Consider the following 26,857-nt stretch of genomic DNA (forward strand, 5'->3'; position numbering starts at 1 on the left):
TCCCTCGTGCGACTACGGGTGGGCGGAGGGTGGTGGTGCCGGGGCCGGTCGGGGCCGGCCCCGGCACCACGGGTCACGAGGCGGTCACTTGTTCTTGTGCTTGTCGCCGGCGGCCTGGGCGATGCTCTGGCACTTGCCGAGGGCGTCGTCGACGGTGCCGCGGTTGGCGAGGTAGTCCGCGACGAGCTGCGCGCACTGGTTGCCGACGTCCTGGAACTCGGGGATCGAGACGTACTGGATGCCGACCCAGCCCTGCGGGTTGACGCCCGGCTGCTTGGGGTTCACCGAGCTCATGACGTCGAGCGTGATCGGCGCGTAGGCCTTGGCGGCGTCCTTGTACTCCGGGATCTCGTACGTCGAGGTGCGCGAGCCCGGGGGCACGTTGGACCAGCCGATCTTCGTGCCGACGAGCTTGATGTAGTCCTTGCTCGTGGCCCACTTGACGAACTTCAGCGCCGCGTCCTTCTGCTTCGTCGACGAGGGGATCGCGAGGTTCCAGCTCCAGAGCCAGCCCGACTCCTTCGTCTTGACGACGGGCATGTGGGCGTAGCCCATCTTCCCCTTGACGGGCGAGTCGGCTGCCTCGAGCATCGACGCCGCCACGGAGGCGTCGGCCCACATCGCGGCCTTGCCCTCCTTGAGCGCCGTCAGGCACTCGTTGAAGCTGTACGAGACCGGGTCCTTCTCGCCGGAGGTGTCGAGCATCGTCTTGTAGAAGCTGACGGCCTCCTTCCACTCCGGGGTGTTGACCGTGGCGTTCCAGTCCTTGTCGTACCAGTTGCCGCCGAAGGTCTGCACGACCGTGGTGAGCGGCGCGAACAGGTCGCCCCAGCCCGGCTTGCCGCGCATGCAGATGCCGGCCATGTCGGCCGAGTTCACCTTCTTGGCCGCGTCGGCGACCTGCTGCCACGTCGGGTTCTGCGACAGGGTGACGCCGGCCTTGTCGAGAACCTCCTTGTTGTACATGAGGATCGAGGACTCGCCGTAGAACGGCACGGCGAACAGCTTGTTGTCAAAGGTGTTGACGTCGCGCACCGGCGGGAGCAGGTCGTTGACGTCGTACGACGAGTCGGACTGGAGGTCGGGGGTGAGGTCGACGAGCCACCCGTTCGCGCCCCACTGGGGCGTCTCGTAGGCGCCGATGGTGACGATGTCGTACTGCCCGGCACCACTGGCCACGTCCGCGGTCACGGCGGCGCGGAGGTCGCCCTCCTCCATGACCTGGAAGTTCACCGTGACGCCCGGGTTCGCCTTCTCGTACTCGGACTTGAGCTTCTCCATGTCCTTCATCTGGCCGTTGTTGACGGTGGCCACCTTGAGGGTCACGGCGCCCCCCGCCGCGCCCGTCGACCCGTTGCCGGACTGCACTGCCCCGGACGAGCAGGCGGTCACCGTCATGGCCACGGCCACCGCCCCCGTCCCGAGTGCGAGCATGCGCTTGTTCGCAAGCATTCCTAACTCCTTTGGTAGGCAAACTCTCGTTCCACGGCCCGAGCCCGGGCGACGACGTCCTTGACTGGAACTTGCCGGAACGGTAATGACGCGGCGGTCGCGCCAACAAGGACCATGAGCGCCCTGTCGTTGATACGATTTTTCCGGGAGGCTCGGCCGGCACGACCGCATCGGCGGCTGTCACGCACGAGTCGGCGACGACGGGGTCCGACACCGGCAGGGGACGGGATGAATTCGTATCGATCGGGTGAGCTTCCCGGACGTGGAACGGCCGCTCCGGGCGAGCCGAGTACCAGTGCCCCCACCTCCGCCCTCCAGCTGGGTGCACCGATCCGGCGCGAGGTCATCCCGCCCCACCCGCAGGCCTCGGTGCGCGTGCTGACGCACGACTTCCCGAGCGAGATCTGCGGCTGGGGTTACCACCCCGAGTACGAGATCCACCTCATCACCAAGACGCGCGGCAGCTTCATCGCGGGCGACCACATCGGCACCTTCGCGCCGGGGCACGTCAGCATGCTCGGCCCCAACCTCCCGCACGATTGGGTGAGCGACCTCGCGGACGGGCAGGTCGCCGTCGACCGCGACGCCGTGATCCAGTTCAGCGACGAGTGGCTCCGCGGTGCGATGGAGCTGCTGCCCGAGCTCGCCGAGGTGACCGAGGTGCTGCAGCGCTCGACGCGCGGCCTCGTCTTCTCGGGCGCGACGGCGTGGCGGGCGGCCGAGACGATCCTCGCCTGCGTGCACAGCCACGGCGTCGAGCAGCTCGGCCACCTCTTCAAGCTGCTCGCCCTCTTCGCGCACGCGCCGGCCGACGACTACGAGCTGGTGGCGAGCGAGTGGGTCGGCCGCCCCACCGACCCCGCCTCCCGGGACGCGGGCGAGGCCGGCCTCAGCTACATCCTCGAGAACCTCACCGGCGACGTCCGCCTGTCCACGGCGGCGCGCCTCGCCTTCATGTCGGAGCCGACGTTCTCGAAGTACTTCAAGAACGCCACCGGCATGACGTTCTCGAACATGGTCAAGAAGCTGCGGATCGCCTACGCCCGCCGCCTGCTCGACACGACCGAGGACTCCGTGGCGCAGATCGCCGAGATGAGCGGCTACCACAACATGGCCAACTTCAACCGGCAGTTCCTCGCCGAGGTGGGCACGACGCCGAGCGCGTACCGCCGGCTCGAGTCCGACCAGAAGCCGCCGCCCGAACTCTTCAGCCTCGGGCTGCGCGCGCCGTCGCACTGAGGTCGCCCGGACACGGTGGGCTGCCCACCATCAGAGACGGACGGGGTCCGGTTGCGTGTCATTTGTGTGACGTGACCGGCAGGGGCTGCCGGAGGGCGAGGTGGTGCTCTAGGTTCGGGAGCCAGTGCCCCCGGCCGCGAGAGCGAAGGAGCCCAGCGTGCAGATCGGTGTCCCCCGTGAGACCCGCGCCCGCGAGACGCGTGTCGCCGCCACACCCAAGACCGTGGAGCAGCTCGTCGGGCTCGGCTACGAGGTCGCCGTCGAGCGTGGCGCCGGCGAGCGCGCGAGCTTCTCCGACGAGGCGTATGCCGCCGCCGGCGCCCACGTCGTCGACGCCGACCGGGCCTGGGGCTCGGACGTCGTGCACAAGGTCAACGCACCCTCGGACGAGGAGGTCGCGCGGCTGCGGCCCGGTGCGGTGCTCGTCTGCCTGCTCGCCCCGGCGCTCGCGCCCGAGCTGGTCGAGAGGCTTCGGGCCGCCGGGGTGACGGCCATGGCGATGGACGCGGTGCCACGGATCAGCCGTGCCCAGTCGCTCGACGTGCTCTCGTCGATGGCCAACATCGCCGGCTACCGGGCGGTCGTCGAGGCCGCGCACGAGTTCGGGTCCTTCTTCACCGGGCAGGTCACGGCCGCCGGCAAGGTGCCACCCGCCCGCGTCCTGGTCGCCGGCGCCGGCGTGGCCGGCCTCGCCGCCATCGGCACGGCCCGCTCGCTCGGCGCGGTGGTGCGCGCGACCGACGCCCGCGCCGAGGTCGCCGAGCAGGTCGAGTCGATGGGCGCGGAGTTCCTCGCCGTGCAGCTGCCCGAGGTCGACGACGCGGCCCGGTCGAGCGACGGCTACGCCAAGGAGATGGGGGAGGAGTACAACCGGCGCGCGGCCGAGCTCTACGCCTCCCAGGCGCCCGAGGTCGACATCGTCGTCACGACGGCCCTCATCCCGGGACGCCCGGCGCCCCGGCTCATCACCGGCGAGATGGTCGCCTCCATGAAGCCCGGCTCGGTGGTGGTCGACATGGCCGCGAGCAACGGCGGCAACGTCGAGGGCTCCGTGGCCGACGAGCTCGTCGTCACCGCCAACGGGGTGAAGATCATCGGCTACACCGACCTCGCGGCCCGGCTGCCGACGCAGGCGTCGCAGCTCTACGGCACCAACCTCGTCAACCTCATGAAGCTGCTCACCCCCGGCAAGGACGGCCAGGTCGTGCTCGACCTCGACGACGTCGTCCAGCGCACCATGACGGTCGCCCGCGACGGTGAGCTGCTGTGGCCGCCGCCCGCCATCCAGGTCAGCGCCGCCCCGGTCGCGCAGACCGCGAGACCGGTCGTGGCCCAGGAGCCGGAGCCACCGAAGGACCCGCGGCGGAAGTACGTCGCGATGCTCGTCGGAGCGATCGTCTTCGGCGTCGTCGCCGCAGTCTCGCCGGCGAGCTTCCTCGGGCACTTCACCGTCTTCGCGCTCGCGGTCGTCATCGGCTACTACGTCATCGGCAACGTCCACCACGCCCTGCACACCCCGCTCATGTCGGTGACGAACGCGATCAGCGGCATCATCGTCGTCGGGGCCCTGCTCCAGATCGGCTCGGCCGCATCGACGGGCGGGACGAGAGGCTCCGTCATCCTCGTCCTGGGGTTCGTCGCGGCCCTGCTCGCGAGCATCAACATCTTCGGTGGCTTCACCGTGACCCGCCGCATGCTGACGATGTTCCGGAAGGGCTGAGCGCACATGGACATCGCACTCATCTCGGCGGCATACATCGTCGCGGCCCTGCTCTTCATCCTGTCGCTCGCGGGCCTCTCGAAGCACGAGACGGCCCGGGACGGCAACGTGCTCGGCATGGTCGGCACGGGCCTCGCGCTCGTGGCCACCCTCTGGCTGTCGCTGCGCGGGGCCGCGTGGTCGGCGTGGGTCCTCATCGCCGTGGCCATGGCCATCGGGGCCGTCATCGGCATCACCCGTGCCCGCAAGGTCGAGATGACCGGCATGCCCGAGCTCATCGCCATGCTCCACTCGTTCGTCGGGGCGGCGGCGGTGCTCGTCGGCCTCAACACCTTCGTCGCGACCTCGGGCGTGGTCGGGCTCGAGGGGGAGGCCGTGCACCTCGTCGAGATCTTCCTCGGCGTCTTCATCGGCGCGGTCACCTTCACCGGGTCGATCGTCGCGTTCCTCAAGCTGTCGGCACGCATCTCGAGCAGGCCGCTCATGCTGCCGGCCCGGCACTGGCTCAACCTCGCCGCCCTGCTCGTGTCGGCCGGTCTGCTCGTGTGGTTCGTGGCCGCGCACTCGATCGTGCCCCTGCTGGTGATGACGGCGGTCGCGCTGGCCTTCGGGTGGCACCTCGTCGCCTCCATCGGCGGTGGCGACATGCCCGTCGTGGTCTCGATGCTCAACAGCTACTCGGGCTGGGCGGCGGCCGCGGCCGGCTTCATGCTCGGCAACGACCTGCTCATCGTGACGGGCGCCCTCGTCGGCTCCTCCGGTGCCTACCTCTCCTACATCATGTGCCAGGCGATGAACCGCTCGTTCGTCTCGGTCATCGCGGGCGGCTTCGGCTCCGACGGCACCGTCAGCGACGCGGACGTCGACTACGGCGAGCACCGCGAGACGACGGCGACGGAGGTGGCCGAGCTGCTCAAGAACGCGTCCTCGGTCGTCATCACGCCCGGCTACGGCATGGCGGTCGCGCAGGCGCAGTACCCCGTCGCCGAGCTGACGTCGAAGCTGCGCGAGCGCGGCGTCGACGTGCGCTTCGGCATCCACCCGGTCGCCGGTCGGCTGCCCGGGCACATGAACGTGCTGCTCGCCGAGGCCCGCGTGCCCTACGACATCGTGCTCGAGATGGACGAGGTCAACGACGACTTCCCCGACACCGACGTCGTGCTCGTCATCGGTGCCAACGACACGGTCAACCCGGCCGCCGCGGAGGACCCGACCTCACCCATCGCCGGCATGCCGGTGCTGCAGGTCTGGAACGCCCACGACGTCATCGTCTTCAAGCGATCGATGAACGCCGGCTACGCGGGCGTGCAGAACCCGCTCTTCTTCCGCGACAACTCGGCCATGCTCTTCGGCGACGCCAAGGAGCGCGTCGAGGACATCATCAAGGCGCTCTGAGGCCGGGCCGGAGCACCCCCGGCTCATCGCATCCTGCTCCGCATTCCGGAGCAGAATGCGAGTCGCAGCGGCAGGAGTGAGGGAGCTCTTCTCCGGTGGGTGACATGCAGCGGCAGGGGCCGGCGGGGGACGTCGGCGGCGGGGCGGGCGAGGAGGTCTTCGACGGCGCGCGCTTCATCGTCCGGACGCGTCGGATGGCAGACCTCAGCCAGCGCGAGCTGGCCGAGGCGATCGGGGTCTCGAGAGCGACGGTCGGGCGCCTCGAGTCAGGAGCGGCGCGCGTCGAGACCGGCACGCTCTCGGTCATCCTCGCGCTGGCCGGTCTGCGGCTCGCCGTCCTGGACGGTGAAGGGACCGAGATCGCGCCGGTCCCCGTGGACGTCCTGCGCGACCGCGCGGACCGGCGGTTCCCCGGCCACCTCGACGCGCGGCCGCCGGTGGACGCGCCCTCGGATCGGGTCCACCCTCGGCGCGGTGCTCCCGAGCCGAAGGGGTGGTACCACCAGCGTCCGTCCCGGGCCCGTCGACGCGTGCTGACCGGCACCCCGGCCGACCACCCCACCGTCAGCGGCCTGCGCGAGGCCTGCCGGGCGGCGTACTGGCAAGGAGTCGCGCAGGCGGAGGCCCGTCGCGGCGCCGAGCCCGAGCCGGAGTGCCGCTGCCTCGACGGCTGCTTCGAGCTCGCCTGCCTGGACGACTGCCCCTGCCAGTGCGAGCCGGACCGTCGGGGTGCCCTGCACCGGGAACCGTACGTCGACGACGTCTGGACCGTGCCGGGCGGCGCGGCGGGCAGGCCAGGAACGCGCGCAGCCCGCCCGTGACGTCACGGGCGGGCTGGGTCGTGCTCGATCCGACGAGCGCGGTGGGTGGGTCAGCGTTCGCTGAGCACCTCGGGGGCGCCGCGGGTGCCTTCCTCCTCCTCGCCGGTCGCCAGCTTGCTGTGGTGGCGCGAGTAGAAGAAGTAGATCGCGAAGCCGATCGCCATCCAGACGACGAAGCGGATCCACGTCTCGATGGAGAGGTTGAGCACGAGGTAGAAGCAGGCGAGCGCCGACAGGTAGGGCACGACAGGGTTGCCCGGCACCTTGAAGGCCCGCTTGAGGTCGGGGCGACGCTTGCGCAGGATCGGGATGGCGAGCGAGACGAGCATGAAAGCCGTCAGCGTGCCGATGTTGACCATCTCCTCGAGCTTGCCGATCGGCGTGAGCGAGGCGATGAGGGCGACGACCGTGCCGATGATGAGCGTCAGCTTGATCGGGGTGCCCGTGCGCTCGCTCGTGCGGCCGAGGCTGCCGGGGATCAGGTGGTCGCGGCTCATCGCGAAGGTCACGCGGGTGGCGCCGATGATGAGCGTCATGACCACGGTGGTCAGACCGGCGACGGCGCCGGCGGAGATCAGCGTGGCGAAGCCGTCGCGGCCGACGTTCGTGAACGCCGTGGCGAGCGCGGCCTTGGGGTCGATGTCCTTGTAGTTCTGCATGCCGGTGATGACGAGCGTCACGGCGACGTAGAGGACGGTGCAGATCGCGAGCGAGCCGATGATGCCGCGGGGCAGGTCGCGCTGCGGGTTCTTCGCCTCCTCCGCGGTCGTGGCGACGACGTCGAAGCCGATGTAGGCGAAGAAGACGATGGCCGCGCCGGCCATGATGCCGAGCACGCCGTAGGTGGCCGGGGTCATGCCGGTGATGACCTGCAGGAGCGGGGTCGTCAGGCCCTGCGCGGCCTCACCCGGCTGCGACGGCGGGATGAAGGGCGACCAGTTGTCGCGGTTGATGAACTGGATGCCCGCGAAGATGACGAAGAGCACGATGAAGAGCTTGACGCCGACGAGCACGAGGTTGACCCGCATCGACTCCTTGATGCCCTTGGCGATGAGCAGCGTCAGAGCGGCGATGAGCACGAAGGCCGGCAGGTCGAAGACCGACCCCGGCCCCACCGATTCCGGCCAGGTCACGCCCAGCTGGTCGAGGAGTGTCACGAAGTACTGCGACCACCCCTGCGCGACCACGCTCGCACCGAGCATGAGCTCCAGCAGCAGGTCCCAGCCGATGATCCAGGCGACGAGCTCGCCGAGGGTCGCGTAGGAGAAGGTGTAGGCCGAGCCGGAGATCGGCACGGTCGACGCGAACTCCGCGTAGCAGAGGGCGGCGAGGCCACAGACGATGGCGCCGACGACGAACGACAACGCGATGGACGGGCCGGCGTAGTCCTTCGCGGCCCTTCCGGTCAGCGTGAAGATGCCGGCGCCGATGATGACGCCGATGCCGAAGACGGTGAGGTCGAGCGCGCTCAACGTCCTCTTCAGCTTGTGGTCGGCGTCCTCGGCCGAGGCCATCGAGGCCTCGATCGACTTGGTGCGGAACACGCTCATGCTGACCTCCGAGCGGGTCGGTGACGGGCGGATCACCACAAACTAGCGGGGGACGGGCCTCCCGGCGAGCCCCGTTCCGGTCAGTCTCGGGACGGGGGCCAGATCGGGCCGGTGTCCGCGCCGCGCCGGCGGCGCTTGATGTCGTCGCTCTCGTAGACGGTCTCGCCGTCGGCGACGTCCCGCCCCGGCCGGCGTGCGCCGCGGGCCGGCCGCGTCGGCCGCTGGACGGGCACGGCCCGCGAGTAGGAGTCGAGGCGGTCCTGGATCGGGTTGTGCGTGCGGTGCACGTCGGGGAAGCTCCCGCCGGACCGCGTGACCGGGCCTCCTGACGCGGAGGAGGGACCCTCGGGGCCGCCGGACCCGCCGAAACCGCCCGACGCGCCGAAACCGCCCGAATCGTCGGAACCGCCCGACCCGCCGAAACCGCCCGACCCGCCGGGCCCCCCGATGTCGCCGACGTCGTCGAACTCGTCGGGGTCGTCGAAGCCGCCGCGGTCGGTGGGGCCCGAAGGGCTGCTCGGCGGCGCGGTGTGGAAGATCTCCGCGCAGATGTCGCGGTAGGTCTGGTCGGGCTCCGGCACCCACTTGATCTCACGGAGGGCCTGGTCCTGGCCGGCGCTCTCGAGGACGAACTTGCCGTAGCCGAGGAACTGCCCCGGGATGGAGCGGACGTAGCTCATGTCCGTCACCTTCTGCAGCGGCATCATCGCCACCTTGTGGCTGATCAGGCCGTAGCGCAGCAGCAGGCGCTTGTCCGTCGCGACGAACCAGTGCTGGCTCCAGTCGATGACGCACCAGACGAGTCGCGCGAGCAGCGCGAAGAAGAGCCACCAGACGATGGTGCCGACCACCTGCGTCGAGCGCGTGACGTTGGAGTCGACCCAGACGGCCACGACGAAGCCCGCCAGCAGGGACGCGACCGGCTCGGCGAGCTTGGTCCAGTGGGCGCGCACCGCGGTGACGAGGCGCTCCCCGGGCAGCATGATCGGCGCGAGCCCCGTCGGGACCTCGAGGCTGCGTCGGGCTGCCATGGCGTCGGCCGGGACCGTCAGCGGTTGAGCAGCGAGTTGAAGAACCTCAGGATCGCGTTGAACCCGTCGACGATGACACCCCAGATGTTGCTGACGATGTCCGCGGCCTTGTCCGGTGAGGTGAAGACGGCGTAGACGAAGAACGCGAGCACGAGGATCAGGATGATCTTCTTGGCCTTGGGGCCCATGGGGTGTCGCTCCTTGGAGGAAGGTGGGCCGGGCCGCGCGGACGGCCTGGTGGCACAGGTGTGCGACCAGTGTGCCGCACGGGGCGGGTGGGGTCGCGCACCCCCGCCCGCGTGTCCGTGCCGGGAGGGCGGCCCGGTCAGCGGCTACGCTCCGTCGCGTGTCGCGAACCCCGCCGTATGCCGCCGACCTCCGGGCCGCGCTCGCCCGGGTCTCGCGCGGGGTGGACGAGCGCGAGCTGGCGCGCGCGACCGAGGCGCTCGTCAGCCGCTACCGCTCCGTCGCCCCGGCGAACGCGCCGATCCTCGCCTCGGACGCGCACGTCGCGGCGTACGCGGCCTACCGGATGCCGGCCACCCACGCGGCCCTCGGCCGGGTGCTCGGCGAGCTGGCCGACCGCCGCCTCGCCCCCCGGACGATGCTCGACCTCGGTGGCGGCACCGGCGCCGCCGCCTGGGCGGCCTCCGGCGCCTTCGACACGCTCGAGCGCGTCACGGTGCTCGACCAGGTGGAGGCCGCGCTCGCGCTCGGCCGTCGGCTCGTCGAGGGCGCGGCGGCTCCCGCGCTCGCCGAGGCGACGTTCGCCCGCGCCGTCGCGGGTCGCTGGCCCGAGGCCGACGTCGACCTCGTCACCGTCTCCTACGTGCTCAGCGAGCTCGACGAGGGCGAGCAGCAGACCCTCGTCGCCGACGCGATGCGGCGAGGCCGTTGCGTCGTCGTCGTCGAGCCCGGAACGCCCGACGGCTACGCCCGCGTCATCCGTGCACGGGACGCCCTGCTGGCCGCCGGCTGGCACCTCGTCGGCCCCTGCCCACACTCGGCGGACTGCCCTCTGGCGCAGGGGGACTGGTGCCACTTCGCCGCGCGCGTCAACCGCTCGGCCGAGCACCGCCGGCTCAAGGGCGCCGAGCTGTCCTACGAGGACGAGAAGTTCTCCTGGGTGGCCGCGGTCGCCCCGGACGTGCCTGCCCCCGAGGCCCGTTCGGGTCGCATCCTCCGCCACCCCTTGAAGCGCAAGGGATTCGTCGAGTTCCAGGCGTGTCGGCCCGACGGCACGGCCGGCCGCGAGGTCGTGTCGAAGAAGGCCGGCGAGCGCTATCGCGAGGCGCGCGACGCCGAGTGGGGCGACCTGCTGCCCTGAGCGGACGGCATACGGCGACGGCGTGCGGGCGGGGGGCCCCGACGGCTCAGACGACGCCGTAGAGGCGGTCGCCCGCGTCGCCGAGGCCGGGCACGATGTAGCCCTTCTCGTTGAGCTTCTCGTCGATGGTGCCGAGCACGACCTTGACGGGGATGTCGCTGTCGGCGAGCTCGTCCTCGAGGTGCTTGATGCCCTCGGGGGCCGCGAGCAGGCAGACGGCCGTGATGTCGCGCGCGCCCTTGGCCGTCAGGTAGTCGATGGCCATGACGAGCGTGCCGCCGGTGGCGAGCATCGGGTCGAGGATGAAGACCTGGCGGTCGGTGAGGTCGTCGGGCAGGCGGTTGGCGTACGTCGAGACCTCGAGCGTCTCCTCGTTGCGGATCATCCCGAGGAAGCCCACCTCGGCGCTCGGCAACAGCTTGACCATGCCGTCGAGCATGCCGAGGCCCGCGCGGAGGATCGGGACGATGATCGGCTTGGGGTTCGAGAGCTTGATGCCGGTCGTCGGGGCGACCGGGGTCTCGATCTCGAAGGGCTCGACGCGGACGTCACGCGTCGCCTCGTACGCGAGCAGCGTCACGAGCTCCTCGGCGAGGCGCCGGAAGGTCGGGCTGTCGGTCCGCTTGTCGCGCAGGTAGGTCAGCTTGTGGGCGATGAGCGGGTGGTCTGCGACATGGACGTCCATGGGTGGAAACTTATCGCGTGGCGAAGCGATCCGACTCCCCCGACGAGCGTGCAGTGCCCACGCCCGAGACGTATGCCGCCTGGATGGGCCAGGCCCTCGAGCTCGCCGCCGCCACGGCGCGCTCGCAGGACGTCCCCGTCGGCGCGCTCGTCGTCGCGCGCGACGGGGCCGTCGTCGGGCGCGGCCACAACGTGCGGGAGGAGCGCGGCGACCCCACCGGGCACGCCGAGGTCGTCGCCCTGCGCGAGGCGGCGGACCGGCTGAACACGTGGCGGCTGGACGGGTGCACCCTCGTCGTGACGCTGGAGCCGTGCGTCATGTGCGCCGGCGCGGCCATGGCGGCGCGGGTCGAGCGGGTCGTCTTCGGCGCCTGGGACCCCAAGGCCGGGGCGTGCGGCTCCGTCTGGGACCTGACGCGCGACCGGCTCGCCACGCACGCCGTCGACGTCGTCGGGGGGGTGCGCGCCGAGGAGTCGGCGGCCCTGCTCGTCGATTTCTTCGAGGGCCGCAGGCTCGGGTAAGGTCTCTCCCGGTGGCGTGTCCGAGCGGCCTAAGGAGCACGCCTCGAAAGCGTGTGTGGGGGTGACTCCACCGTGGGTTCAAATCCCACCGCCACCGCCAGATCGACGAAGGACCCGACATGCTTCACCGTCGGGTCCTTCGTCGTTCTCGGCCGCCGTGGGATGCGGGAAGGTCCGCGAGGCGTGGACACGGTCGCCGCACTGGCAGGATGAGCGCCATGACCACGGACGTCCCCCTCAGCGTGCGCACGCCCTCGCCCCTCGGTGAGTTCCTGCGCGCCCGGCGCCACGAGCTCGCCCCCGAGGAGGTCGGCATCAAGCGCGCGAAGGGCCGCCGCCGGGTCGGGCTCAGCCGCACGGAGGTCGCCGAGCTGGCCGACATCTCCGTCGCCTACTACGACATCATCGAGCGTGGCCGCGACCTGCGCCCGAGCAAGAGCGTGCTCGACGGCCTCGCCCGGGCACTCCGGCTCAACGCGGACGCGCGCGCCCACCTGCACGCCCTCGCGAGCGGCACGCCGTCGCGCCGGCCCTCGGAGCAGGAGGAGCTCTCGGAGGAGCTCGAGGAGATGCTCGACGCCCTCGACCCCAACCCCGCCTACGTCGTGGGCGCCCGGTGGGACGTGCTCGGCGCGAACCACACGGCCTGCCAGCTCTTCACCGACTGGGAGGGCAAGCGCGCCAAGCGGGAGCGCAACCTCCTGTGGTTCTACTGCTGCGACCCGGCCGCGCGCACCCTCTTCGTCGACTGGGAGCAGGAGGCGGCCGACCAGCTCGCCCTCTTCCGCGAGGCGTATGCGCGCCACCCCGACGACCCGTCGTTCACGCGGATCCTCGACGAGATCTTCCGCGCGAACCCCGCGACGGTGGAGTGGTGGGAGCGGCACGACACCGACCCGACCCGGGGGCGCACGAAGCGGATCCGCCTCGCCAACGGCGAGGTGGTCCAGCTGCGCCAGCTCGTGCTCCAGGTGCTCGACGAGCCCGACATCCGGATCATCAGCTACTTCGCCGACGTCGACGGCGACCTCGACGACGTCGAGCTCGACGCCTGACCGTTCAGTCGATCGTCTCCGAGGGAGTCTCGGTCGAGGGGTGCGGCACGTCCGTCACCTGGGCGGCGTGCGACGAGACGACGTAGGCGTTTCCCTGCGCGATCTCGTCGGCGACCGCGTCGAGCCACGGCTCGGGCCGGGTGCCGAGGCCGTCGCTCTCGATGGCCGCGGTCAGGGCCTGAACGACCTCGGGCTGCGACCGCCCGCCCTCGCGGACGAGGTCGTTGATGATCGTCTGGAGGCGCGCCTCCCGGGAGCGCGCGACGTCCTCGAGGTCGCGCTCGCTCGGCATGTCCGTCATGGCAGTCCTGTCCCGGCAGCCACGAGGGGCACCGGTGCGTGCCCAGCGGTCGTGGCCGCGTCTGTCTAGTCGCGTACCCGTCCGTGCCGCCGCGTCGGCGGCCTGTCGAGGGTCGGAGCCGACCAGCGGCCCGCGAACCGCTCGCCACTGCTTGCCGATGCGCCCCGCGGACGCTCTCGCAAGATGGGCTCAGCGCCTGCGGGTGCCGAACAGGCTGCGGGTGATCTCGCGGCCGATGACGGTGCCGGCCGAGCGCAGCATCGAGCGGAAGGCGGAGCTGCCCGCGACCTGCTGGAGCAGGCCCGGCTCCTCCTTGGGCGCCCGCGGCGCGCGGGGCTCCGGGGCCGGAGCGCTCGGGCCGGGGACAGGAGCGGGCGCGGGGGCGCTGGGAGCCGGCGTCGCCGGGACCGCCTGCAACCGCTGCGCGAGCAGCTCGTAGGCGGACTCGCGGTCGACGACCGCCGCGTACTTGCCGGCGATCGCGGAGGCGCCGATGACGGCATCCATCGTCGGGGTGGGGGAGGGGTCCATGAGCGAGTTGGGCGCCTTCATCCGCGTCCACGCGACGGGCGTGGGCACGCCCCGCTCGGAGAGCACGGTCACGACGGCCTCCCCGATGCCGAGGCTCGTCAGCAGCTTCTCCATGTCGTACGCCGTGTGCGGGTAGGTCGCGATCGCCTGCTTGAGCGCCTTGGCGTCGTCGGGGGTGAAGGCGCGCAGCGCGTGCTGGACGCGGTTGCCGAGCTGGGCGAGCACCCCGGCGGGCACGTCCTTGGGCGACTGGGTCACGAAGAACACGCCGACGCCCTTGGAGCGGATGAGCCGCACCGTCTGCTCGATGGCCTGCAGGAACGCCTTGCTCGCGTCGTCGAAGAGCAGGTGCGCCTCGTCGAAGAAGAAGACGAGCTTGGGCTTGTCGACGTCACCCTCCTCCGGCAGGTCGTGGAAGAGGTCGGCGAGCAGCCACATGAGGAAGGTCGAAAAGAGCTGCGGGCGGTCCTGCACCTGCGGCAGCTCGAGGCACGAGATGATGCCGCGCCCGTCGGCCGCGGTGCGCAGCAGGTCGCTTGTCTCGAACTCCGGCTCACCGAAGAAGTCGCCGGCGCCCTGGTCCTCGAAGGTGATGAGGTTGCGCAGGATGACCCCGGCGGTCGCGCTCGAGAGGCCGCCGAGCTCCTTGAGGTCGGCCTTGCCCTCGTCGGACGTCAGGTGGCTGATGACGGCGCGGAGGTCCTTGAGGTCGAGCAGCGCCAGGCCGTTCTTGTCGGCGTAGTGGAAGATCAGCCCGAGGCTGCTCTCCTGCGTGTCGTTGAGGCCGAGGACCTTGCTGAGCAGGGTCGGGCCGAAGCCGGTGATCGTCGCGCGGATCGCGATGCCGTCGCCCTTCCCGCCGAGGGTGAAGAACTCGGTGGGGTATGCCGTCGCCGTCCACGCCATGCCGACGTCGCTCGCGCGGGCGGTGATCTTCTCCCCGCCCTCGCCAGGCGTCGCGAGCCCGGAGAGGTCGCCCTTGAGGTCGGCGAGGAAGACGGGCACGCCCTGCTCGGAGAGCTGCTCGGCCATCAGCTGGAGGGTCTTCGTCTTCCCGGTGCCCGTGGCGCCGGCGACGAGGCCGTGCCGGTTGAGCACGCTGAGCGGGATCTGGACGGGCGCGTCGGCGTGCGCCACCCCGTCGACGACGGCCGCGCCGAGCTTGAGCACACCCCCGTCCCCGAAGGCGTAGCCGGCGCGGATCTCGTCGATCTGCGTGCTGTCAGGGCTCTCCGGTGATGCCGCGCTCTGGGTCACGGCTCGACTCTAGTCGGCGCCGTCGCGCCGGGGCTGTCTATGCTGACCCGGTGATTTTCAAGGCCGTCGGTGACTCCCGCCCCTACCCCGACCATGGGCTCGAGACGACGAAGGACTGGTCGAACGTGCCGCCCCGGGTGGTGCAGCTCGGCGAGCTCATCACGACGAAGAGCACGCTCGACCTGCGCGGCCTGCTCGCCGACGACTCGACCTTCTACGGCGACCTCTTCCCGCACTGCGTGGAGTGGGAGGGTGAGCTCTACCTCGAGGACGGCCTGCACCGGGCCCTGCGCGCCGCGCTGCAGCAACGTCCTGTCCTTCACGCCCGAGTCCTCGTACTCTCCTGACACGAGGCGGCGCGACCGTGGCTGCCCAGGACCGAAGGAGGGCGGATGCCGAACGCCGGTGACGCCGACGAGCGCCGCTACGGCGTGCGACGTCAGCGCCGATCGACGATCGTCATCGCGATCGTCCTGCTCAGCCTGGGCGGCGCGTTCTACTACGCGTCGACCTACTTCCGCGACACCACGCCCCAACCGGGCCCGTGCACGACGGTGCCGCCCGTCGACCCGCTGCGCCCCGCCGACGTCAGCCTCAACGTCTACAACTCGACGAACCGCCGCGGTCTCGCGGCCGCGGTCGCCAAGGGTGCTCGCACCCGCGGCTTCACGGTCAAGGCGATCGGCAACGACCCCAAGGACGCCGGCGTCAAGCAGGTCGCGCAGATCCGGTTCGGCCCGGAGGGGGCGGCCTCGGCGCGCCTGCTCAAGACGCACGTGCCGCAGGCCGTCTACGTCAACGACAAGCGCAAGGGCGACACGGTCGACCTCGTCGTCGGCCAGGCGTGGAAGAGCTTCGGGAAGGTGCCGGTGGTGCCGGCGCCCACCCAGACGCTGCGCCAGTGCCCGACGATCACCGTCGAGGGCTGATCCCTCGAGGCGGTTCCGCGCCACGGGTCGTGCTCGGTCCGGCCGTGCGGGTTCGGTCCCGCGACAGGTCACGGGACCGAACCGCGGTCACGGGACCGAACGCATCACGCGGGACCGGGTCAGAGCTGGACCATCGTAGCGACCATGAGCGCCTTGATGGTGTGCATCCGGTTCTCGGCCTGGTCGAAGACGACCGAGGCGTCCGACTCGAAGACGTCGTCGGTCACCTCGAGCTCCTTGATCCCGAAGCGCTCGTGCACGTCGACGCCGACCTTCGTCTCGAGGTCGTGGAAGGCGGGGAGGCAGTGCATGAAGCGCACCGAGGGGTTGCCCGTCAGGGCGAGCAACTCGGCATTGACCTGGTAGGGCATGAGCAGGTCGATGCGCTCGGCCCAGACCTCGGCCGGCTCGCCCATCGAGACCCAGACGTCGGTGTGCACGAAGTCGACGCCGCGCACCCCCTCCGCCACGTCCTCGGTGAGCGTGACGCGCGCGCCGGTCTCGGCGGCATACCTCCTCGCGACGGCGACGACGTCGTCGGCGGGCCACAACGACCGCGGCGCCACGATGCGCACGTCCATCCCGAGGATCGCGCCCGTCACGAGCAGCGAGTTGCCCATGTTGAAGCGCGCGTCGCCGACGTAGGCGTAGGCGATCTCCGCGTCGGGCTTGCCGGCGTGCTCGCGCATCGTCAGGGCGTCGCAGAGCGACTGCGTCGGGTGCCAGTCGTCGGTCAGGCCGTTCCAGACCGGCACGCCGGCGTGGGCGCCGAGCGTCTCGACGACGTCGTGGCCCGACCCGCGGTACTCGATGCCGTCGTAGAAGCGGCCGAGCACGCGCGCCGTGTCCTTGGCCGACTCCTTGTGGCCCATCTGCGACCCGCTCGGGTCGAGGTAGGTCGTGCTCGCGCCCTGGTCGGCGGCGGCCACCTCGAAGGCGCAGCGGGTGCGCGTCGAGGTCTTCTCGAAGAGCAGCGCGACGTTCTTGCCGGAGAGGCGCCGCTCCTCCCGTCCCTCGCGCTTGGCGGCCTTGAGGTCGGCGGCGAGGTCGAGCAGCGCCCGGAACTCCTCCGGCGTCAGGTCGATCTCCTTGAGCAGGTTGCGGCGGTGGAGTGCGGCGAGCGACATGACCGGATGCTTTCAGGCGCGGTCGGCGCGCGGCAATCCGGTCTCAGGTCGCCGATTTCTTGGGCGGGCCCTGACTCGGGTAGCCTCCCCCACGGAGGATTCGCATAGTGGCCTAGTGCGCACGATTGGAAATCGTGTTGGGATAAAACCCTCGGGGGTTCAAATCCCCCATCCTCCGCCCGAGACGGCCCCCGTCGCGCCCAGCGCGCCGGGGGCCGTCGTCGTCCCGTCACTCGTGCCCGAGGAGGACCTCGCCGAGCACGAAGGCGAGCACGAACGTGGCGCCGAGCAGCGGCAGCACGATGACGGCGAGCGAACGCTCCCGCTGCCGGGCCACCGCTTCGAGCCCGGCGACCCCGGCGACGAGTCCGAGACCGAGGCTGATCACGGCGACGGGTGTCGCGAGCAGGACCGCGCCGGTGGCGAAGCAGGCCAGCGCGACCCACCCGGCCCGGCTCGTCGGCAGCGCCGAGAGCCGGTCGCCGCGCCGGTGGACCGTGCCCACGACGGCGACGACGAGCGCGACGAGGACGAGCGTGAAGCCCGCGGTCCAGCAGGCTGCCGCGACGTCGGCGTCCGACACGACGAACGTCGCGGCGGCGACGAGCAGTCCGGTCACGCCGGTGCCGACGGGAAGCAGCCACCCCGGCGCACGGGCGGGCTGCGTGGCCGGTTCGGCGGGAGCGGCCGGAGTGGAAGGGTCTGGGGGTTCGGAGCGGTGCTCCTGCACGGTCGACATGGCGACCTCCTTCGGCTCCTCCACCCTCGCCGGGACCCCGGACGCCCGCCAGAGGCGAAGGTCCCGCCGCGCGGCCGGGCGGATTTCCGGCTGACGGAGCCCCGGCATATACTGGCCGTCGGCACCCCGCGTGGTGGTACCTCTCCGAACTCCCCCAGGGCAGGAATGCAGCAAGGGTAGGAGAGCTCTTCCAGGTACGCGGGGTGTCCCTTTTCCCCCGGATGCCGGCCTATGCCGTCAGGCCCCGTCGCGCGGTGGGGCCGTCGTGGTGCCCTCGCGGAGCGTCACCGCGGAGGTGGTGCTCCGCGGCCGCGTGCCGTCGAGGCGCCGCCGCACGAGGGTGCCGATGAGGCGCCCGCGCGCGCGACCCTGCTGATCCATCGTCGTGATGCGGTGCGGGAGCCAGGGCAGGTCGACGCCGTCGAAACCGGTGACGCTGACGTCAGTGGGCACCTGCAGGCCGAGCTCCTCGGCCGCGACGATGACGCCGGCGGCGATGACGTCCGACTGGGCGACGACGGCGGTCGGGCGTTCGGCAGCCGGCACGTCGAGCAGGGCGCGGCCCATGGCGATCCCGCCCTCGACGGACGAGCCGTCGCCGGTCTGCACGACGGGGGCGTCGGGGCCGAAGACGTCGCGGAAGCCGAGTGTCCTGCCGATGCTCGGGATCTGGACGTCCGCCTCGCGCACGCGCTCCTCGCGGATCGGGCCGGGCTCGCCCATCGGGCCGAGCGGCATCGCGACCGACGCGACCCGGCGGTGCCCGAGGGACCGGACGTGCCGCGACACCTCGGCGAACGCGGCCCGCTCGTCGATGCGCACCTGGGTCACGCGGCGGTCGGCAGGCACGCCGGTGCTGAACATCGGGATGCCGCGCGCGGCCAGGTGGTCGACGGCCGGGTGGTCACCCGGCCCGCAGAGGGAGAAGACGACGGCGTCGAGGGCGAGGCCGGCGAGCTGGGGCACGACGGCGTCGACGTCGTCGCTGGGTTGGGCGAGCAGCAGCATGCCGGTCGGCACGCGCTCGAGCTCCTCGGCGAGCCCGTCGAGCACGGCGACGGCGAACGGGTCGCGGAACGCCGCCTGCAGCCGGCCCTCGACGAGCACGCCGACGGCACCGGCGCGGCCCTGGCGCAGCGAGGAGGCCAGTGGGTTGGGGCCGGTGAAGCCGAGGTCGTCGGCGGCCGCGCGCACCCGCTCGGCCGTGGCGGTCGCCACCGGACCCTTGCCGCTGAAGACGAGCGACGCGGTCGACACCGAGACGCCCGCGCGGTCGGCGACGTCGCGGAGCGTCGGGCGGGCTTGACCGTGGGCGACCATGGGAGGCATGCTATCGAAACGTTTCGAGTCGAATCGATTCGAAACCGGTTCGTCCCACTGAGAGGCTTGTCGCATGTCCGCCGCCGCCAGCGCCCCGCCGGCACCCGTCGTCCGCACCGCCCGCAACGCCGTCTTCACGGCCTTCGCCGTCAACGGGGCGGCCTTCGCGGCCTTCGCCTCCCGCGTGCCGGACCTCAAGCACGAGCTCGGCCTCTCCGCCGGCGAGCTCGGCGTCACGCTCCTCGCGGCGTCGCTGGGGTCGGTGCTCGGCCTGCCCCTCTCGGGGTGGATCGTCCACCACCTCGGCGCGGCCCGCACGCTCCTCGGGGCCGCCGCGGTGCAGAGCGTCGGCCTCGTCGGGGTCGGCATCGGCGTCGACCTCGTGCACGAGCGCGCGGTCGTCATGGCCGGGCTCTTCCTCGTCGGCATCGGGGTCGGCGTCTTCGACGTCGGCATGAACCTCGAGGGCGCCTCGGTCGAGCGGCTGCTCGGCCGGGCGATCATGCCCCGCTTCCACGCGGCCTTCAGCGGCGGCACCGTCGTCAGCGCGCTCGTCGGCGCCGGTCTCTCGGCCCTGCACGTCTCGATCTTCGCCCACCTCGTGGGGGTCGTCGTCATGGTGCTCGCCGTGACGCCGTGGTTCCTCCGCGCCTTCCTGCCCCGCTCGGTCGAGGTCGACGAGTCCGGCGCCGAGGTCAAGCAGAAGGCCGGCATCGCGTCGGCCTGGCGCGAGCCGCGCACGCTCCTCATCGGCGTCGTCGTGCTGGCGGCCGCCTTCACCGAGGGCACGGCTAACGACTGGATCGGCGTCGCGCTCGCCGACGGCTACGGCCTAGAGCGCTGGGTCGGCGTCGTCGGGTTCGCCGTCTTCCTCACCGCGATGACGGCCGGCCGGCTCGTCGGCACCCGCGTGCTCGACAGCCGCGGCCGGGTGCCCGTGCTGCGGGTCCTCTTCGTCGCCGCCGTCGTCGGCTGCGTCCTCGTCGTCTTCGGCGGCCCGGTGCTGGCCTTCGTCGGTGCGGCGATCTGGGGCGTCGGGGCGAGCCTCGGCTTCCCGGTCGGCATGAGTGCGGCCGCCGACGACCCGGCGCGCGCCGCCGCCCGGATGAGCGTCGTGTCGACGATCGGCTACACCGCCTTCCTCGCCGGCCCGCCCCTGCTCGGCTTCCTCGGCGACCACGTCGGCATCCTGCGCTCGCTGCTCGTCGTCGGGGCCATGGCCGTCGTCGCCCTCCTCGCCCTGCCGTCGGTGCGCGAGCCCCAGACCCGGGAGCACGCCTCCGCCTGACCGGTCGGTTCCCGCCGCCCCTGGTTCGAGGTGTACGGCCGTGCCGGGCAGCGAGATCCCACCTCGACCCGCTGGGGTCGGCTGTGGGTCGAGGTGTGCCGCCGCGCCGGGTGGCGAGATTTCACCTCGACCCGCTGCGGCGGCGTCCAAGAGGCGGCCGCCCAGGAGGGCGGCGGCTCAGAAGTACTCGGTGATGTAGGGCGTGCAGGCGAAGACGGCGTCGAGGGCGGCATCGCCTGCGGCGGTGCCGCCGGTCGCGAGCCCGGCCTGCCGGAGCCGCGAGACCGACCAGCCGCACCACAGCGCCGAGAGGCCGCGAGCCCCGACGTGCAGGGCCGAGCCGGCAGCCTGGTCGCCGGTGCGGGTCGCCGTGCCCCGTCCGTGCCGGACCTCGAGGTGCCAGGCGCCGGCGTTGGCGGGTGCCTCGGCGTCGTCGACGACGAGCTCCGCCTCCGCCACGAGGGGGGCCGCGAAACCACGGCCGGCGACGGCTGCGGCCAGGTCGATGACCCGGCCCATCCACGGGACCTGGCGCACCTCGGCCGCCGGGAGGCCGCCGAGGGCGAGCGCCACCGGGTCGCGCGGGTCGAGGTGGGTGTGCACGGTCGGGATGGCCGACGAGCCCGACCCGACGACGCCCCAGAGCGCCGCGGCCGTCGCGGGCGAGCCCGCCACGAGCTGCTCGACCGTCAGGGCGTCCTCCGACAGGTCGTAGACGACGAAGCCGTCGTCGACGACGTAGCTCGTGAGCTCGCCCCCACCGAGCTCCTCCGCCAGCCGTGCCACCGAGGGCAGCATCGGGCCGCTCACGGCATGCCGCGACTGCGCCTCGCGGGCGAGCGCGTGGAGGGCCGCCGCATCGTCCGGTGTGGCGCTGCGCACCGTGGTGTCGCCACCCGAGCGCCCGCCGAGGGCGCCGAGGGAGCGGAGGTGGTGGCCGGCATACGTGGTGCGGGTCTGGGTGCCGCCGACCTCGAAACCCGAGCGGCGGTAGAGCGTGGCGGTCGTCGGGAAGAGGCACGAGACGACGTCACCGAGCTCGCCCATGCGCGTGATGAGCGCGCGGGTCAGCGCGGTGGCGACGCCGCGGCCCCGGGCGCTCGGCTCGACGTAGACGCCGGCCACCCCGCCCATGCGCAGGTGACGGCCGCCCCAGGCCTGCTCGAACGGCCGGATCCGCCCGGCCCCGAGGATCGTGTCGTTCTCGTCGACGACGGCGATCATCCGGCCGCCCAGCGTCTCGGCCGAGACCCGCTGCCACCACGTGTCGCCCCCGCTGCCCAGCGGACCGAACGAGCGGCCGCGGATCGTGAGGACGGCAGGCAGGTCGGACTCGACGACGTCGCGGGTGCGCAGCTCGCTCATGCACCCGAACCTAACGAGTGGCCGCCCGCGGCCGCGACCGGGATGTCGCGCGCGCTCAGGCGCGGTGCTCGAAGGTGAGCCGGCGCACCCGCGAGACCGCCCACGCGAGCACGGCGTAGACGATCCAACTGACGGCGGAGAGCCACGTGTAGCTGCCGGACTTGGTGAACACCGCCACGAGCGAGCCGAGGACGACGACGGTGAGGGCGGGAACGGCGTACCAGGTGATGACGACCTGGGGTCGCAGCATGAAGGTCGGTGACCCACGGAAGGCGGCGAGCACGTTGCCGGCCACGACGAGCACGAGCACGAGCCACAGCGACAGGAGGGTCGTCACGGTGAGCGTGCCCGACGCCGCGGCGACGGCGAGCCAGCCGCCGAGCACGACGGCCGTGAGGACCGTCGGCACGACGGCGTGGGCCACGGCCTCGGTCACCTCGCCGGTGCCGAGCAGCGAGGGCGTGCCGACGTTGTCGGCCTGCAGGCGCAGCCCCTCGGCCCACGCCCCGAAGCCGAGGTAGAGCGGCAGCAGGCCGATCGTCGCGGCGATGCTCGGGGCGGCCGGCTGGGTGAACGCCCACGTGACGATCGCGGCGCCGAGCAGGGTGAGGCCGAGGCCCGAGAGGAACGCACCCGGCGTGCGGCGCAGCCCGAGGACGTCGCGGCGCACGAGCACGCCGAAGGGTCGGCCGCCGCGCAGCCGGGCCGACCGGCCGTGGTGGACCGGGCGGGTCAGCGCGAGCCGGGCGGTGCGCAGGTTGCCGGTGAGGGCCGACCCCGCCACGGTCGAGGTGTTGGCCGAGTGCGCGCGGAGCGACTCGGCGTGCAGCTCGCGCAGGGCGTCGGGCACGCGCCAGAGCAGGGTGAGGCTGCGGTCGGGGCCGGGCCAGGAGCGCACCTGCGACCACAGCCAGAGCCGGACCGTGAGCACGCCGAGCGCGGTGCCCACGAGGGTGGTGACGACGATCGTGCCGATGCCGGCGAGCTGGGCGAAGGCGAGCCCGGCGCCGATCGTCAGGCCGCTGAGCGCCCCGCCGAAGAGGCCGCCGACGGCGGCATAGCGCCACCAGCGCCGCAGCGCGAGCGCCCGGTCGAGGGGTGCGGCGAGCACGAGGTCGATCCACGGCATCGGCGGCACGACCGGGCCCCGGAAGCGGCCGGCGAAGACGACGGCGCCGAGCAGCGCCGCCACCGAGGCGAGCAGGAGCGCGATCGCCACGGGCGAGCGCAGCTGCTCACCGAGCGAGCCGGCATCGGTCGTGCGGAACACCGTCTGCACGATCGGCAGCCCGTAGACGAGGGCGCCGAGGAAGAGGACGTAGCCGGCATAGAGCCCCTGCTGGCGTGCCTTGCGCGCGGCCTCGCCGCCGATGACCCAGTCGGCCTGGCCGAGCAGGTCGTGGTCGTCGTACTCGGCGAGAGCGACGCCGTCGGGCTGGTCGGGGTCCGGCTCGGTGGGGGAGCTCATCGCGGGCGCCCCGGTCACCGGGCCGGCACGACGTCGACGACCCGGGTGGCGAGGCTCGCCGTGAGCTCGGGGTCGTGGCACGCCATGACGACCGTGGCGCCCGCGGCCGTGCGCTCGCGGAGCAGCTCGGCGACGACCTGGCGCTTGGCGGTGTCGAGGCGCTGCTCGGGCTCGTCGAGCAGCACGACGCTCGCGGGGCGGGCGAAGGTCAGGGCGAGGCGGAAGAGCTGCTCCTGGCCGGAGGAGAGCTCGTGCGGGAAACGGTCGTCGAGGTGGGCCACGCCGAGGCGGTCGAGCAGGGCCATGCCGCGCTCGTCGGAGGTCGCGGGCTCCGCGCCCCACGTCGAGTCGATGAGGACGAGGTGGTCGATGAGGGTGAGGTCGCGATACGTCGTCGGGGCGCCGAGCAGGGCGGCGACGGCGGCGCGCACCGCGCGGTCGCGCTCGTCGGCGTCGCGGCCACCGATCGTCGCGGTGCCCGTCGTCGGCGCGAGCAGGCCGCCGATGATCCGCAGCAGCGTCGTCTTTCCCGACCCGTTCGGCCCGCGCAGCACGACGCACTCGCCCGGGTCGGCCGTGACGTCGGTGGGCAGCAGCAGGGTCGTCTCGTCGATCGTCTTGCCGACGCCCACCGCCCGCACCTCGCCGGTCAGCACCGCGACCGCAGCCATCCACCCGTCCCTTCGTCGTGCTCCTCGATCCGGTCGAGCTCCCACGTCACCGTATGCCGTGTGCCTCCGAGCGCGCTGACCGGCTGGGGCGCCGGCCCCCTCGGGGAGTGGTCAGCCCTGCTTGCCGACGGGCGGGCCGACGACGAGGGCCACGCCGGTCAGGGCGAGCACGGCCACGATGCCGACGCCCACGGCCACGAGCGGGCGCGCGAGCAGCGCGGCCACCACTCGCTCGGCGGGGTTGCGCGGCGCCTCGCCGTCGCGGCCGAGGCGCCAGCCGCCGTCGAGCCGACCCCGACGCTCGAGGCGGCGCTCCCACCACACGGTGAGGAAGGGCGGGACGGCGCTGAGCAGCCCGAGCACGCCCTCGCGGGCGCTCCAGCGCTGGTTGACCCAGAGCAGCACCGTCACGAGGCAGAAGGCGATGAAGACGACGCCGTGCACGAGGCCGAAGACGCGCACGCCCAGGTCGGTCGTCCTCGTCCCGTACTTGAGCACCATGCCGAGCAGGAGCAGGGCCCACGTCACGACCTCCGCGAGGGCGAGGCGGCGGTAGAGGGTGCGAGGGGTCATGCGGGCGTCTCCTACGTCGTGTCGTACTCGAGTCGCACCAGTCTCGCCCACGCCTCGCCCGATCGCCCAATCCGCCCCCCTCCGGAGGGCGACCCGGCTGGGGGGTGGGCTAGGGGAGTCGGCGGGCCAGGGTCAGGGCGAACTCGTCGGCCGGGTCGGTCCACGTGCGCTCCGCCTCGAAGCCCGCGGCGGCCAGCTCGTCGCGCAGCCGCTCCGGGCGGAACTTCGTCGAGATCTCCACGCGGATCTCCTCGCCGTGGGCGAGGTCGACGACGAGGTCGGCACCCGGGATCGTCACGCGGTGCGGCATGTCGGCCCGCAGGCGCAGGTCCATCCGCTCCTGGCGCGGGTCCCAGAACGGCACGTAGGAGAACGCCTCGACGTCGAAGTCGGCGCCGAGCTCGCGGTTCAGCACGTGCAGGGCGTTCGTCACGAACGCCGCCGTGACGCCCTCGGCGTCGTCGTACGCGGCGATGAGCCGGTCGGTGCTCTTGACGAGGTCGGTGCCGAGCAGGAACCAGTCGCCCGGCTCGAGGCTGTCGTGCAGGGCCCCGAGGAAGGCCGCGCGCTCCTCGACGTAGAAGTTGCCGATCGTGCCGCCGAGGAAGGCGACGAGCCGGCGTCCACCGCGGGGCAGGTGGCCGAGGTGCAGGGTGAAGTCGCCCACGAGCGCCTCGACCCGCACGGCAAGATAGCGCTCGGACAGCATGGCGGCGGCATCGCGCAGCGTCTGCTCCGAGACGTCGACGGGGACGAAGCGCTCGAGGCTGCCGGCCGCCGCGAAGGCGTCGAGCAGGGTGCGCGTCTTGTCGCTCGTGCCGCTGCCGAGCTCCACGACCGTCGTCGCGTCGCAGGCGGACACGATGTCGTCGGCGTGCTCGCGCAGGATCGCCCGCTCGCACTCGGTCGGGTAGTACTCCGGCAGCCGCGTGATGCGGTCGAAGAGGTCGGAACCGGCGTCGTCGTAGAGCCACTTCGGCGGCAGCGTGCGCGGCTGCGACCCCAGGCCGCGGCGCACGTCGGCGACGAGCGCGCCGGCCGCCCAGTCGGGGTCGAGGGCGACGGTGACCACGGGCTCGGGCCGGCTCACCGGCGCGCACCGCCGTCGGCGAGGCGCACGCCGCTCAGGGCCCAGCGCGAGCCGGGCGGGAAGAAGTTGCGGTAGCTGAGCCGGGCGTGCCCGGGCGGGGTCAGTGCGCACCCGCCGCGCAGGACCATCTGGCCCGACATGAACTTGCCGTTGTACTCACCGATGGCGCCGGCCGGCGGGTGGTAGCCCGGGTAGGCGAGGTAGGCCGAGCTCGTCCACTCCCAGCAGTCGCCGAAGACCTGGCGCAGGTGGCCGGTCGCCGGACCGGCCGGGCGCGGGTGGAAGGTCGTGCGGTCGGCGAGGTTGGCGGCCTCCGGCGACGGCTCGACCTGGCCGTCGGCCACCACCGCGTGCTCCCACTCGCCCTCGGTGGGCAGCCGCTTTCCGGCCCACGTCGCGTAGGCGTCGGCCTCGTAGTGGCTGACGTGGCTGACCGGCAGTCCCGGGTCGACCGGCCGGGTGCCGCTCAGCGTGTGCTCGAACCAGACGCCGTCGACCTCGCGCCAGTAGAAGGGCGCGCGCCAGCCCTCGTCGCGCACCTTCCCCCAGCCGTCAGAGAGCCACAGCTCGTGGCGCTCGTAGCCCCGGTCGGCCATGAAGTCGAGCCACTCGCCGTTCGTCACGAGCCGGTCGGCGAGCCGGTATTGCTCGAGCCACTGCTGGTGCAGGGGCAGCTCGTTGTCGAAGCCGAACCCGCCCCCGCGGTGCCCCACCTCGACGAGGCCGCCCTCGACGTCGACCCAGCCGAGCGCGTCGGGCGCGGACGGCGCGAGGGGGGTGCCGGCATACACGGGCTGGAGGGGGTTGACGGAGAGCACGTGCTTGATGTCCATGAGGAGCAGCTCCTGGTGCTGCTGCTCGTGGTGGAAGCCGAGCTCGATCGTCGGGGCGAGCTTCTCGAGCGAGCCGCCGTCGAGGGTCGTCACGAGGTCGCGCACCCGCGCGTCGACGTCGGCGCGGTAGAGGCCGACGTCGTGGGCGCCCGGGCGCGTGATGTGGCCCCGCTCGGCGCGGGCGTACCGGGGCCCGACGCCCTCGTAGTAGCTGTTGAAGAGGAACCAGTACTGGTCCTGGAACGGCGTGAACGACGGCTCGTGCTGCGCGAGCACGAACGTCTCGAAGAACCACGTCACGTGGGCGCGGTGCCACTTCGTCGGCGACACGTCCGGCATCGACTGGACGGTCTGGTCCTCGGGCGAGAGCGGGGCGGCGAGCGTCTCGGTGTGGGCTCGCACCTCGTCGTAGCGGGCGACGATCGTGTCGGCGTCCCAGGTCGGGCCGGGCATGGGGTGACCTCCTCCATGGGCCGCAGGCGCACGGTGCGCTGCGAACCGGTACATCGAGCCTAGGCATACCCGCTGACAGCCGCCTCCTCGACCTGCGGCCCGTAAGAACCTGTTCA

Annotated in this window: 26 protein-coding genes, 2 tRNA genes and 1 other RNA gene; 13 read left to right on the forward strand and 16 right to left on the reverse strand. The window is 72.3% G+C overall.

Annotated elements, in window-relative coordinates:
• Window positions 1-84 precede the first annotated feature (84 nt).
• A complete protein-coding gene (locus ABD979_RS13650; protein ID WP_345508035.1) occupies window positions 85-1,452 on the reverse strand; it encodes an ABC transporter substrate-binding protein in 1,368 nt (455 codons plus the stop codon).
• A 228-nt stretch (window positions 1,453-1,680) separates the two neighbouring features.
• Between ABD979_RS13650 and ABD979_RS13655 the strand changes: the two genes are divergently transcribed.
• From ABD979_RS13655 to ABD979_RS13670, 4 genes are all read left to right on the forward strand, one after another.
• Window positions 1,681-2,691, forward strand: coding sequence for an AraC family transcriptional regulator (locus tag ABD979_RS13655; protein WP_345508036.1), 1,011 nt, complete (start codon window positions 1,681-1,683; stop codon window positions 2,689-2,691).
• 157 nt (window positions 2,692-2,848) lie between these two features.
• Window positions 2,849-4,411 (forward strand): Re/Si-specific NAD(P)(+) transhydrogenase subunit alpha, encoded by a 1,563-nt coding sequence (locus tag ABD979_RS13660; RefSeq protein ID WP_345508037.1) that lies wholly within the window; start codon window positions 2,849-2,851, stop codon window positions 4,409-4,411.
• 6 nt (window positions 4,412-4,417) lie between these two features.
• Window positions 4,418-5,806, forward strand: a complete 1,389-nt coding sequence (pntB, locus tag ABD979_RS13665) for a Re/Si-specific NAD(P)(+) transhydrogenase subunit beta (RefSeq protein ID WP_345508038.1) — start codon at window positions 4,418-4,420, stop codon at window positions 5,804-5,806.
• A 104-nt stretch (window positions 5,807-5,910) separates the two neighbouring features.
• Window positions 5,911-6,627 carry a helix-turn-helix domain-containing protein gene (locus ABD979_RS13670; RefSeq protein WP_345508039.1) on the forward strand — a complete coding sequence of 239 codons (717 nt, stop codon included), beginning with the start codon at window positions 5,911-5,913 and terminating at the stop codon, window positions 6,625-6,627.
• Window positions 6,628-6,677: 50 nt separating this feature from the next.
• On the opposite strand, the gene ABD979_RS13675 is transcribed toward ABD979_RS13670, so the two are convergent.
• The 3 genes from ABD979_RS13675 to ABD979_RS13685 all read right to left on the reverse strand — a co-directional run bounded on the left by ABD979_RS13675 (window position 6,678) and on the right by ABD979_RS13685 (window position 9,396).
• Window positions 6,678-8,177, reverse strand: coding sequence for an amino acid permease (locus ABD979_RS13675; RefSeq protein WP_345508040.1), 1,500 nt, complete (start codon window positions 8,175-8,177; stop codon window positions 6,678-6,680).
• A gap of 80 nt (window positions 8,178-8,257) precedes the next feature.
• Window positions 8,258-9,208: a PH domain-containing protein gene (locus ABD979_RS13680; RefSeq protein ID WP_345508041.1), complete on the reverse strand. Its 951-nt coding sequence runs from the start codon at window positions 9,206-9,208 to the stop codon at window positions 8,258-8,260.
• 17 nt (window positions 9,209-9,225) lie between these two features.
• Window positions 9,226-9,396 carry a hypothetical protein gene (locus ABD979_RS13685; protein WP_345508042.1) on the reverse strand — a complete coding sequence of 57 codons (171 nt, stop codon included), beginning with the start codon at window positions 9,394-9,396 and terminating at the stop codon, window positions 9,226-9,228.
• A 158-nt stretch (window positions 9,397-9,554) separates the two neighbouring features.
• Here ABD979_RS13685 and ABD979_RS13690 point away from each other — a divergent pair, with 158 nt between their 5' ends.
• Complete coding sequence (locus ABD979_RS13690; protein WP_345508043.1) at window positions 9,555-10,535, forward strand: small ribosomal subunit Rsm22 family protein; 981 nt, start codon at window positions 9,555-9,557, stop codon at window positions 10,533-10,535.
• 46 nt (window positions 10,536-10,581) lie between these two features.
• On the opposite strand, the gene upp is transcribed toward ABD979_RS13690, so the two are convergent.
• Entirely contained in the window at window positions 10,582-11,220 is a 639-nt protein-coding gene (upp, locus tag ABD979_RS13695; protein WP_345508044.1) for a uracil phosphoribosyltransferase, read from the reverse strand.
• 17 nt (window positions 11,221-11,237) lie between these two features.
• On the opposite strand from upp, the gene ABD979_RS13700 reads away from it, so the two are divergent.
• The 3 genes from ABD979_RS13700 (at window position 11,238) to ABD979_RS13710 (ending at window position 12,796) form a co-directional block, all read left to right on the forward strand.
• The gene (locus ABD979_RS13700) at window positions 11,238-11,741 is read left to right on the forward strand and encodes a nucleoside deaminase (RefSeq protein ID WP_345508045.1); all 504 of its coding nucleotides are present in this window, start codon (window positions 11,238-11,240) and stop codon (window positions 11,739-11,741) included.
• A 10-nt stretch (window positions 11,742-11,751) separates the two neighbouring features.
• Window positions 11,752-11,841 (forward strand) — tRNA-Ser (locus tag ABD979_RS13705).
• A 118-nt stretch (window positions 11,842-11,959) separates the two neighbouring features.
• Window positions 11,960-12,796, forward strand: coding sequence for a helix-turn-helix transcriptional regulator (locus ABD979_RS13710; RefSeq protein WP_345508046.1), 837 nt, complete (start codon window positions 11,960-11,962; stop codon window positions 12,794-12,796).
• Window positions 12,797-12,800: 4 nt separating this feature from the next.
• Here the strand turns inward: ABD979_RS13710 and ABD979_RS13715 are convergent, their stop codons facing one another.
• The gene (locus tag ABD979_RS13715; protein ID WP_345508047.1) at window positions 12,801-13,097 is read right to left on the reverse strand and encodes a hypothetical protein; all 297 of its coding nucleotides are present in this window, start codon (window positions 13,095-13,097) and stop codon (window positions 12,801-12,803) included.
• Window positions 13,098-13,286: 189 nt separating this feature from the next.
• The gene (locus tag ABD979_RS13720) at window positions 13,287-14,885 is read right to left on the reverse strand and encodes a helicase HerA-like domain-containing protein (protein ID WP_345508048.1); all 1,599 of its coding nucleotides are present in this window, start codon (window positions 14,883-14,885) and stop codon (window positions 13,287-13,289) included.
• Between the two features lie 50 nt (window positions 14,886-14,935).
• Here ABD979_RS13720 and ABD979_RS13725 point away from each other — a divergent pair, with 50 nt between their 5' ends.
• Together ABD979_RS13725 and ABD979_RS13730 are read left to right on the forward strand one after the other, a co-directional pair.
• Complete coding sequence (locus ABD979_RS13725) at window positions 14,936-15,232, forward strand: type II toxin-antitoxin system VapB family antitoxin (RefSeq protein WP_020145941.1); 297 nt, start codon at window positions 14,936-14,938, stop codon at window positions 15,230-15,232.
• A 45-nt stretch (window positions 15,233-15,277) separates the two neighbouring features.
• On the forward strand, window positions 15,278-15,814 hold the full coding sequence (locus tag ABD979_RS13730; protein ID WP_345508049.1) for a LytR C-terminal domain-containing protein: 537 nt from the start codon (window positions 15,278-15,280) through the stop codon (window positions 15,812-15,814).
• A gap of 119 nt (window positions 15,815-15,933) precedes the next feature.
• Here the strand turns inward: ABD979_RS13730 and argF are convergent, their stop codons facing one another.
• Entirely contained in the window at window positions 15,934-16,941 is a 1,008-nt protein-coding gene (gene argF, locus ABD979_RS13735) for an ornithine carbamoyltransferase (protein ID WP_345508051.1), read from the reverse strand.
• A 93-nt stretch (window positions 16,942-17,034) separates the two neighbouring features.
• Between argF and ABD979_RS13740 the strand changes: the two genes are divergently transcribed.
• A tRNA-Ser gene (locus ABD979_RS13740) sits at window positions 17,035-17,119 on the forward strand.
• Window positions 17,120-17,170: 51 nt separating this feature from the next.
• Here the strand turns inward: ABD979_RS13740 and ABD979_RS13745 are convergent.
• Window positions 17,171-17,680, reverse strand: coding sequence for a hypothetical protein (locus ABD979_RS13745; protein WP_345508052.1), 510 nt, complete (start codon window positions 17,678-17,680; stop codon window positions 17,171-17,173).
• Between the two features lie 117 nt (window positions 17,681-17,797).
• Here ABD979_RS13745 and ffs point away from each other — a divergent pair.
• An RNA gene (ffs, locus tag ABD979_RS13750) (signal recognition particle sRNA small type) lies at window positions 17,798-17,894 on the forward strand.
• A 23-nt stretch (window positions 17,895-17,917) separates the two neighbouring features.
• On the opposite strand, the gene ABD979_RS13755 is transcribed toward ffs, so the two are convergent.
• Window positions 17,918-19,000: a LacI family DNA-binding transcriptional regulator gene (locus tag ABD979_RS13755; protein WP_345508053.1), complete on the reverse strand. Its 1,083-nt coding sequence runs from the start codon at window positions 18,998-19,000 to the stop codon at window positions 17,918-17,920.
• 73 nt (window positions 19,001-19,073) lie between these two features.
• Between ABD979_RS13755 and ABD979_RS13760 the strand changes: the two genes are divergently transcribed.
• A complete protein-coding gene (locus tag ABD979_RS13760) occupies window positions 19,074-20,288 on the forward strand; it encodes an MFS transporter (RefSeq protein WP_345508054.1) in 1,215 nt (404 codons plus the stop codon).
• Window positions 20,289-20,465: 177 nt separating this feature from the next.
• Here the strand turns inward: ABD979_RS13760 and ABD979_RS13765 are convergent, their stop codons facing one another.
• From ABD979_RS13765 to egtB, 6 genes are all read right to left on the reverse strand, one after another.
• Window positions 20,466-21,653 carry a GNAT family N-acetyltransferase gene (locus tag ABD979_RS13765; protein WP_345508055.1) on the reverse strand — a complete coding sequence of 396 codons (1,188 nt, stop codon included), beginning with the start codon at window positions 21,651-21,653 and terminating at the stop codon, window positions 20,466-20,468.
• A gap of 55 nt (window positions 21,654-21,708) precedes the next feature.
• A complete protein-coding gene (locus ABD979_RS13770; RefSeq protein WP_345508056.1) occupies window positions 21,709-23,121 on the reverse strand; it encodes a hypothetical protein in 1,413 nt (470 codons plus the stop codon).
• Window positions 23,122-23,135: 14 nt separating this feature from the next.
• On the reverse strand, window positions 23,136-23,792 hold the full coding sequence (locus tag ABD979_RS13775) for an ABC transporter ATP-binding protein (RefSeq protein ID WP_345508057.1): 657 nt from the start codon (window positions 23,790-23,792) through the stop codon (window positions 23,136-23,138).
• Between the two features lie 111 nt (window positions 23,793-23,903).
• Window positions 23,904-24,365 carry a DUF3817 domain-containing protein gene (locus ABD979_RS13780; RefSeq protein WP_345508058.1) on the reverse strand — a complete coding sequence of 154 codons (462 nt, stop codon included), beginning with the start codon at window positions 24,363-24,365 and terminating at the stop codon, window positions 23,904-23,906.
• A 109-nt stretch (window positions 24,366-24,474) separates the two neighbouring features.
• Entirely contained in the window at window positions 24,475-25,455 is a 981-nt protein-coding gene (egtD, locus tag ABD979_RS13785; RefSeq protein WP_345508059.1) for an L-histidine N(alpha)-methyltransferase, read from the reverse strand.
• Window positions 25,452-26,741, reverse strand: a complete 1,290-nt coding sequence (gene egtB, locus ABD979_RS13790; RefSeq protein ID WP_345508060.1) for an ergothioneine biosynthesis protein EgtB — start codon at window positions 26,739-26,741, stop codon at window positions 25,452-25,454. The genes egtD and egtB overlap by 4 nt, the downstream gene beginning before the upstream one ends.
• Window positions 26,742-26,857 lie beyond the last annotated feature (116 nt).

This window comes from Terrabacter aeriphilus (assembly GCF_039542985.1).
GTDB classification, from domain to species: domain Bacteria; phylum Actinomycetota; class Actinomycetes; order Actinomycetales; family Dermatophilaceae; genus Terrabacter; species Terrabacter aeriphilus.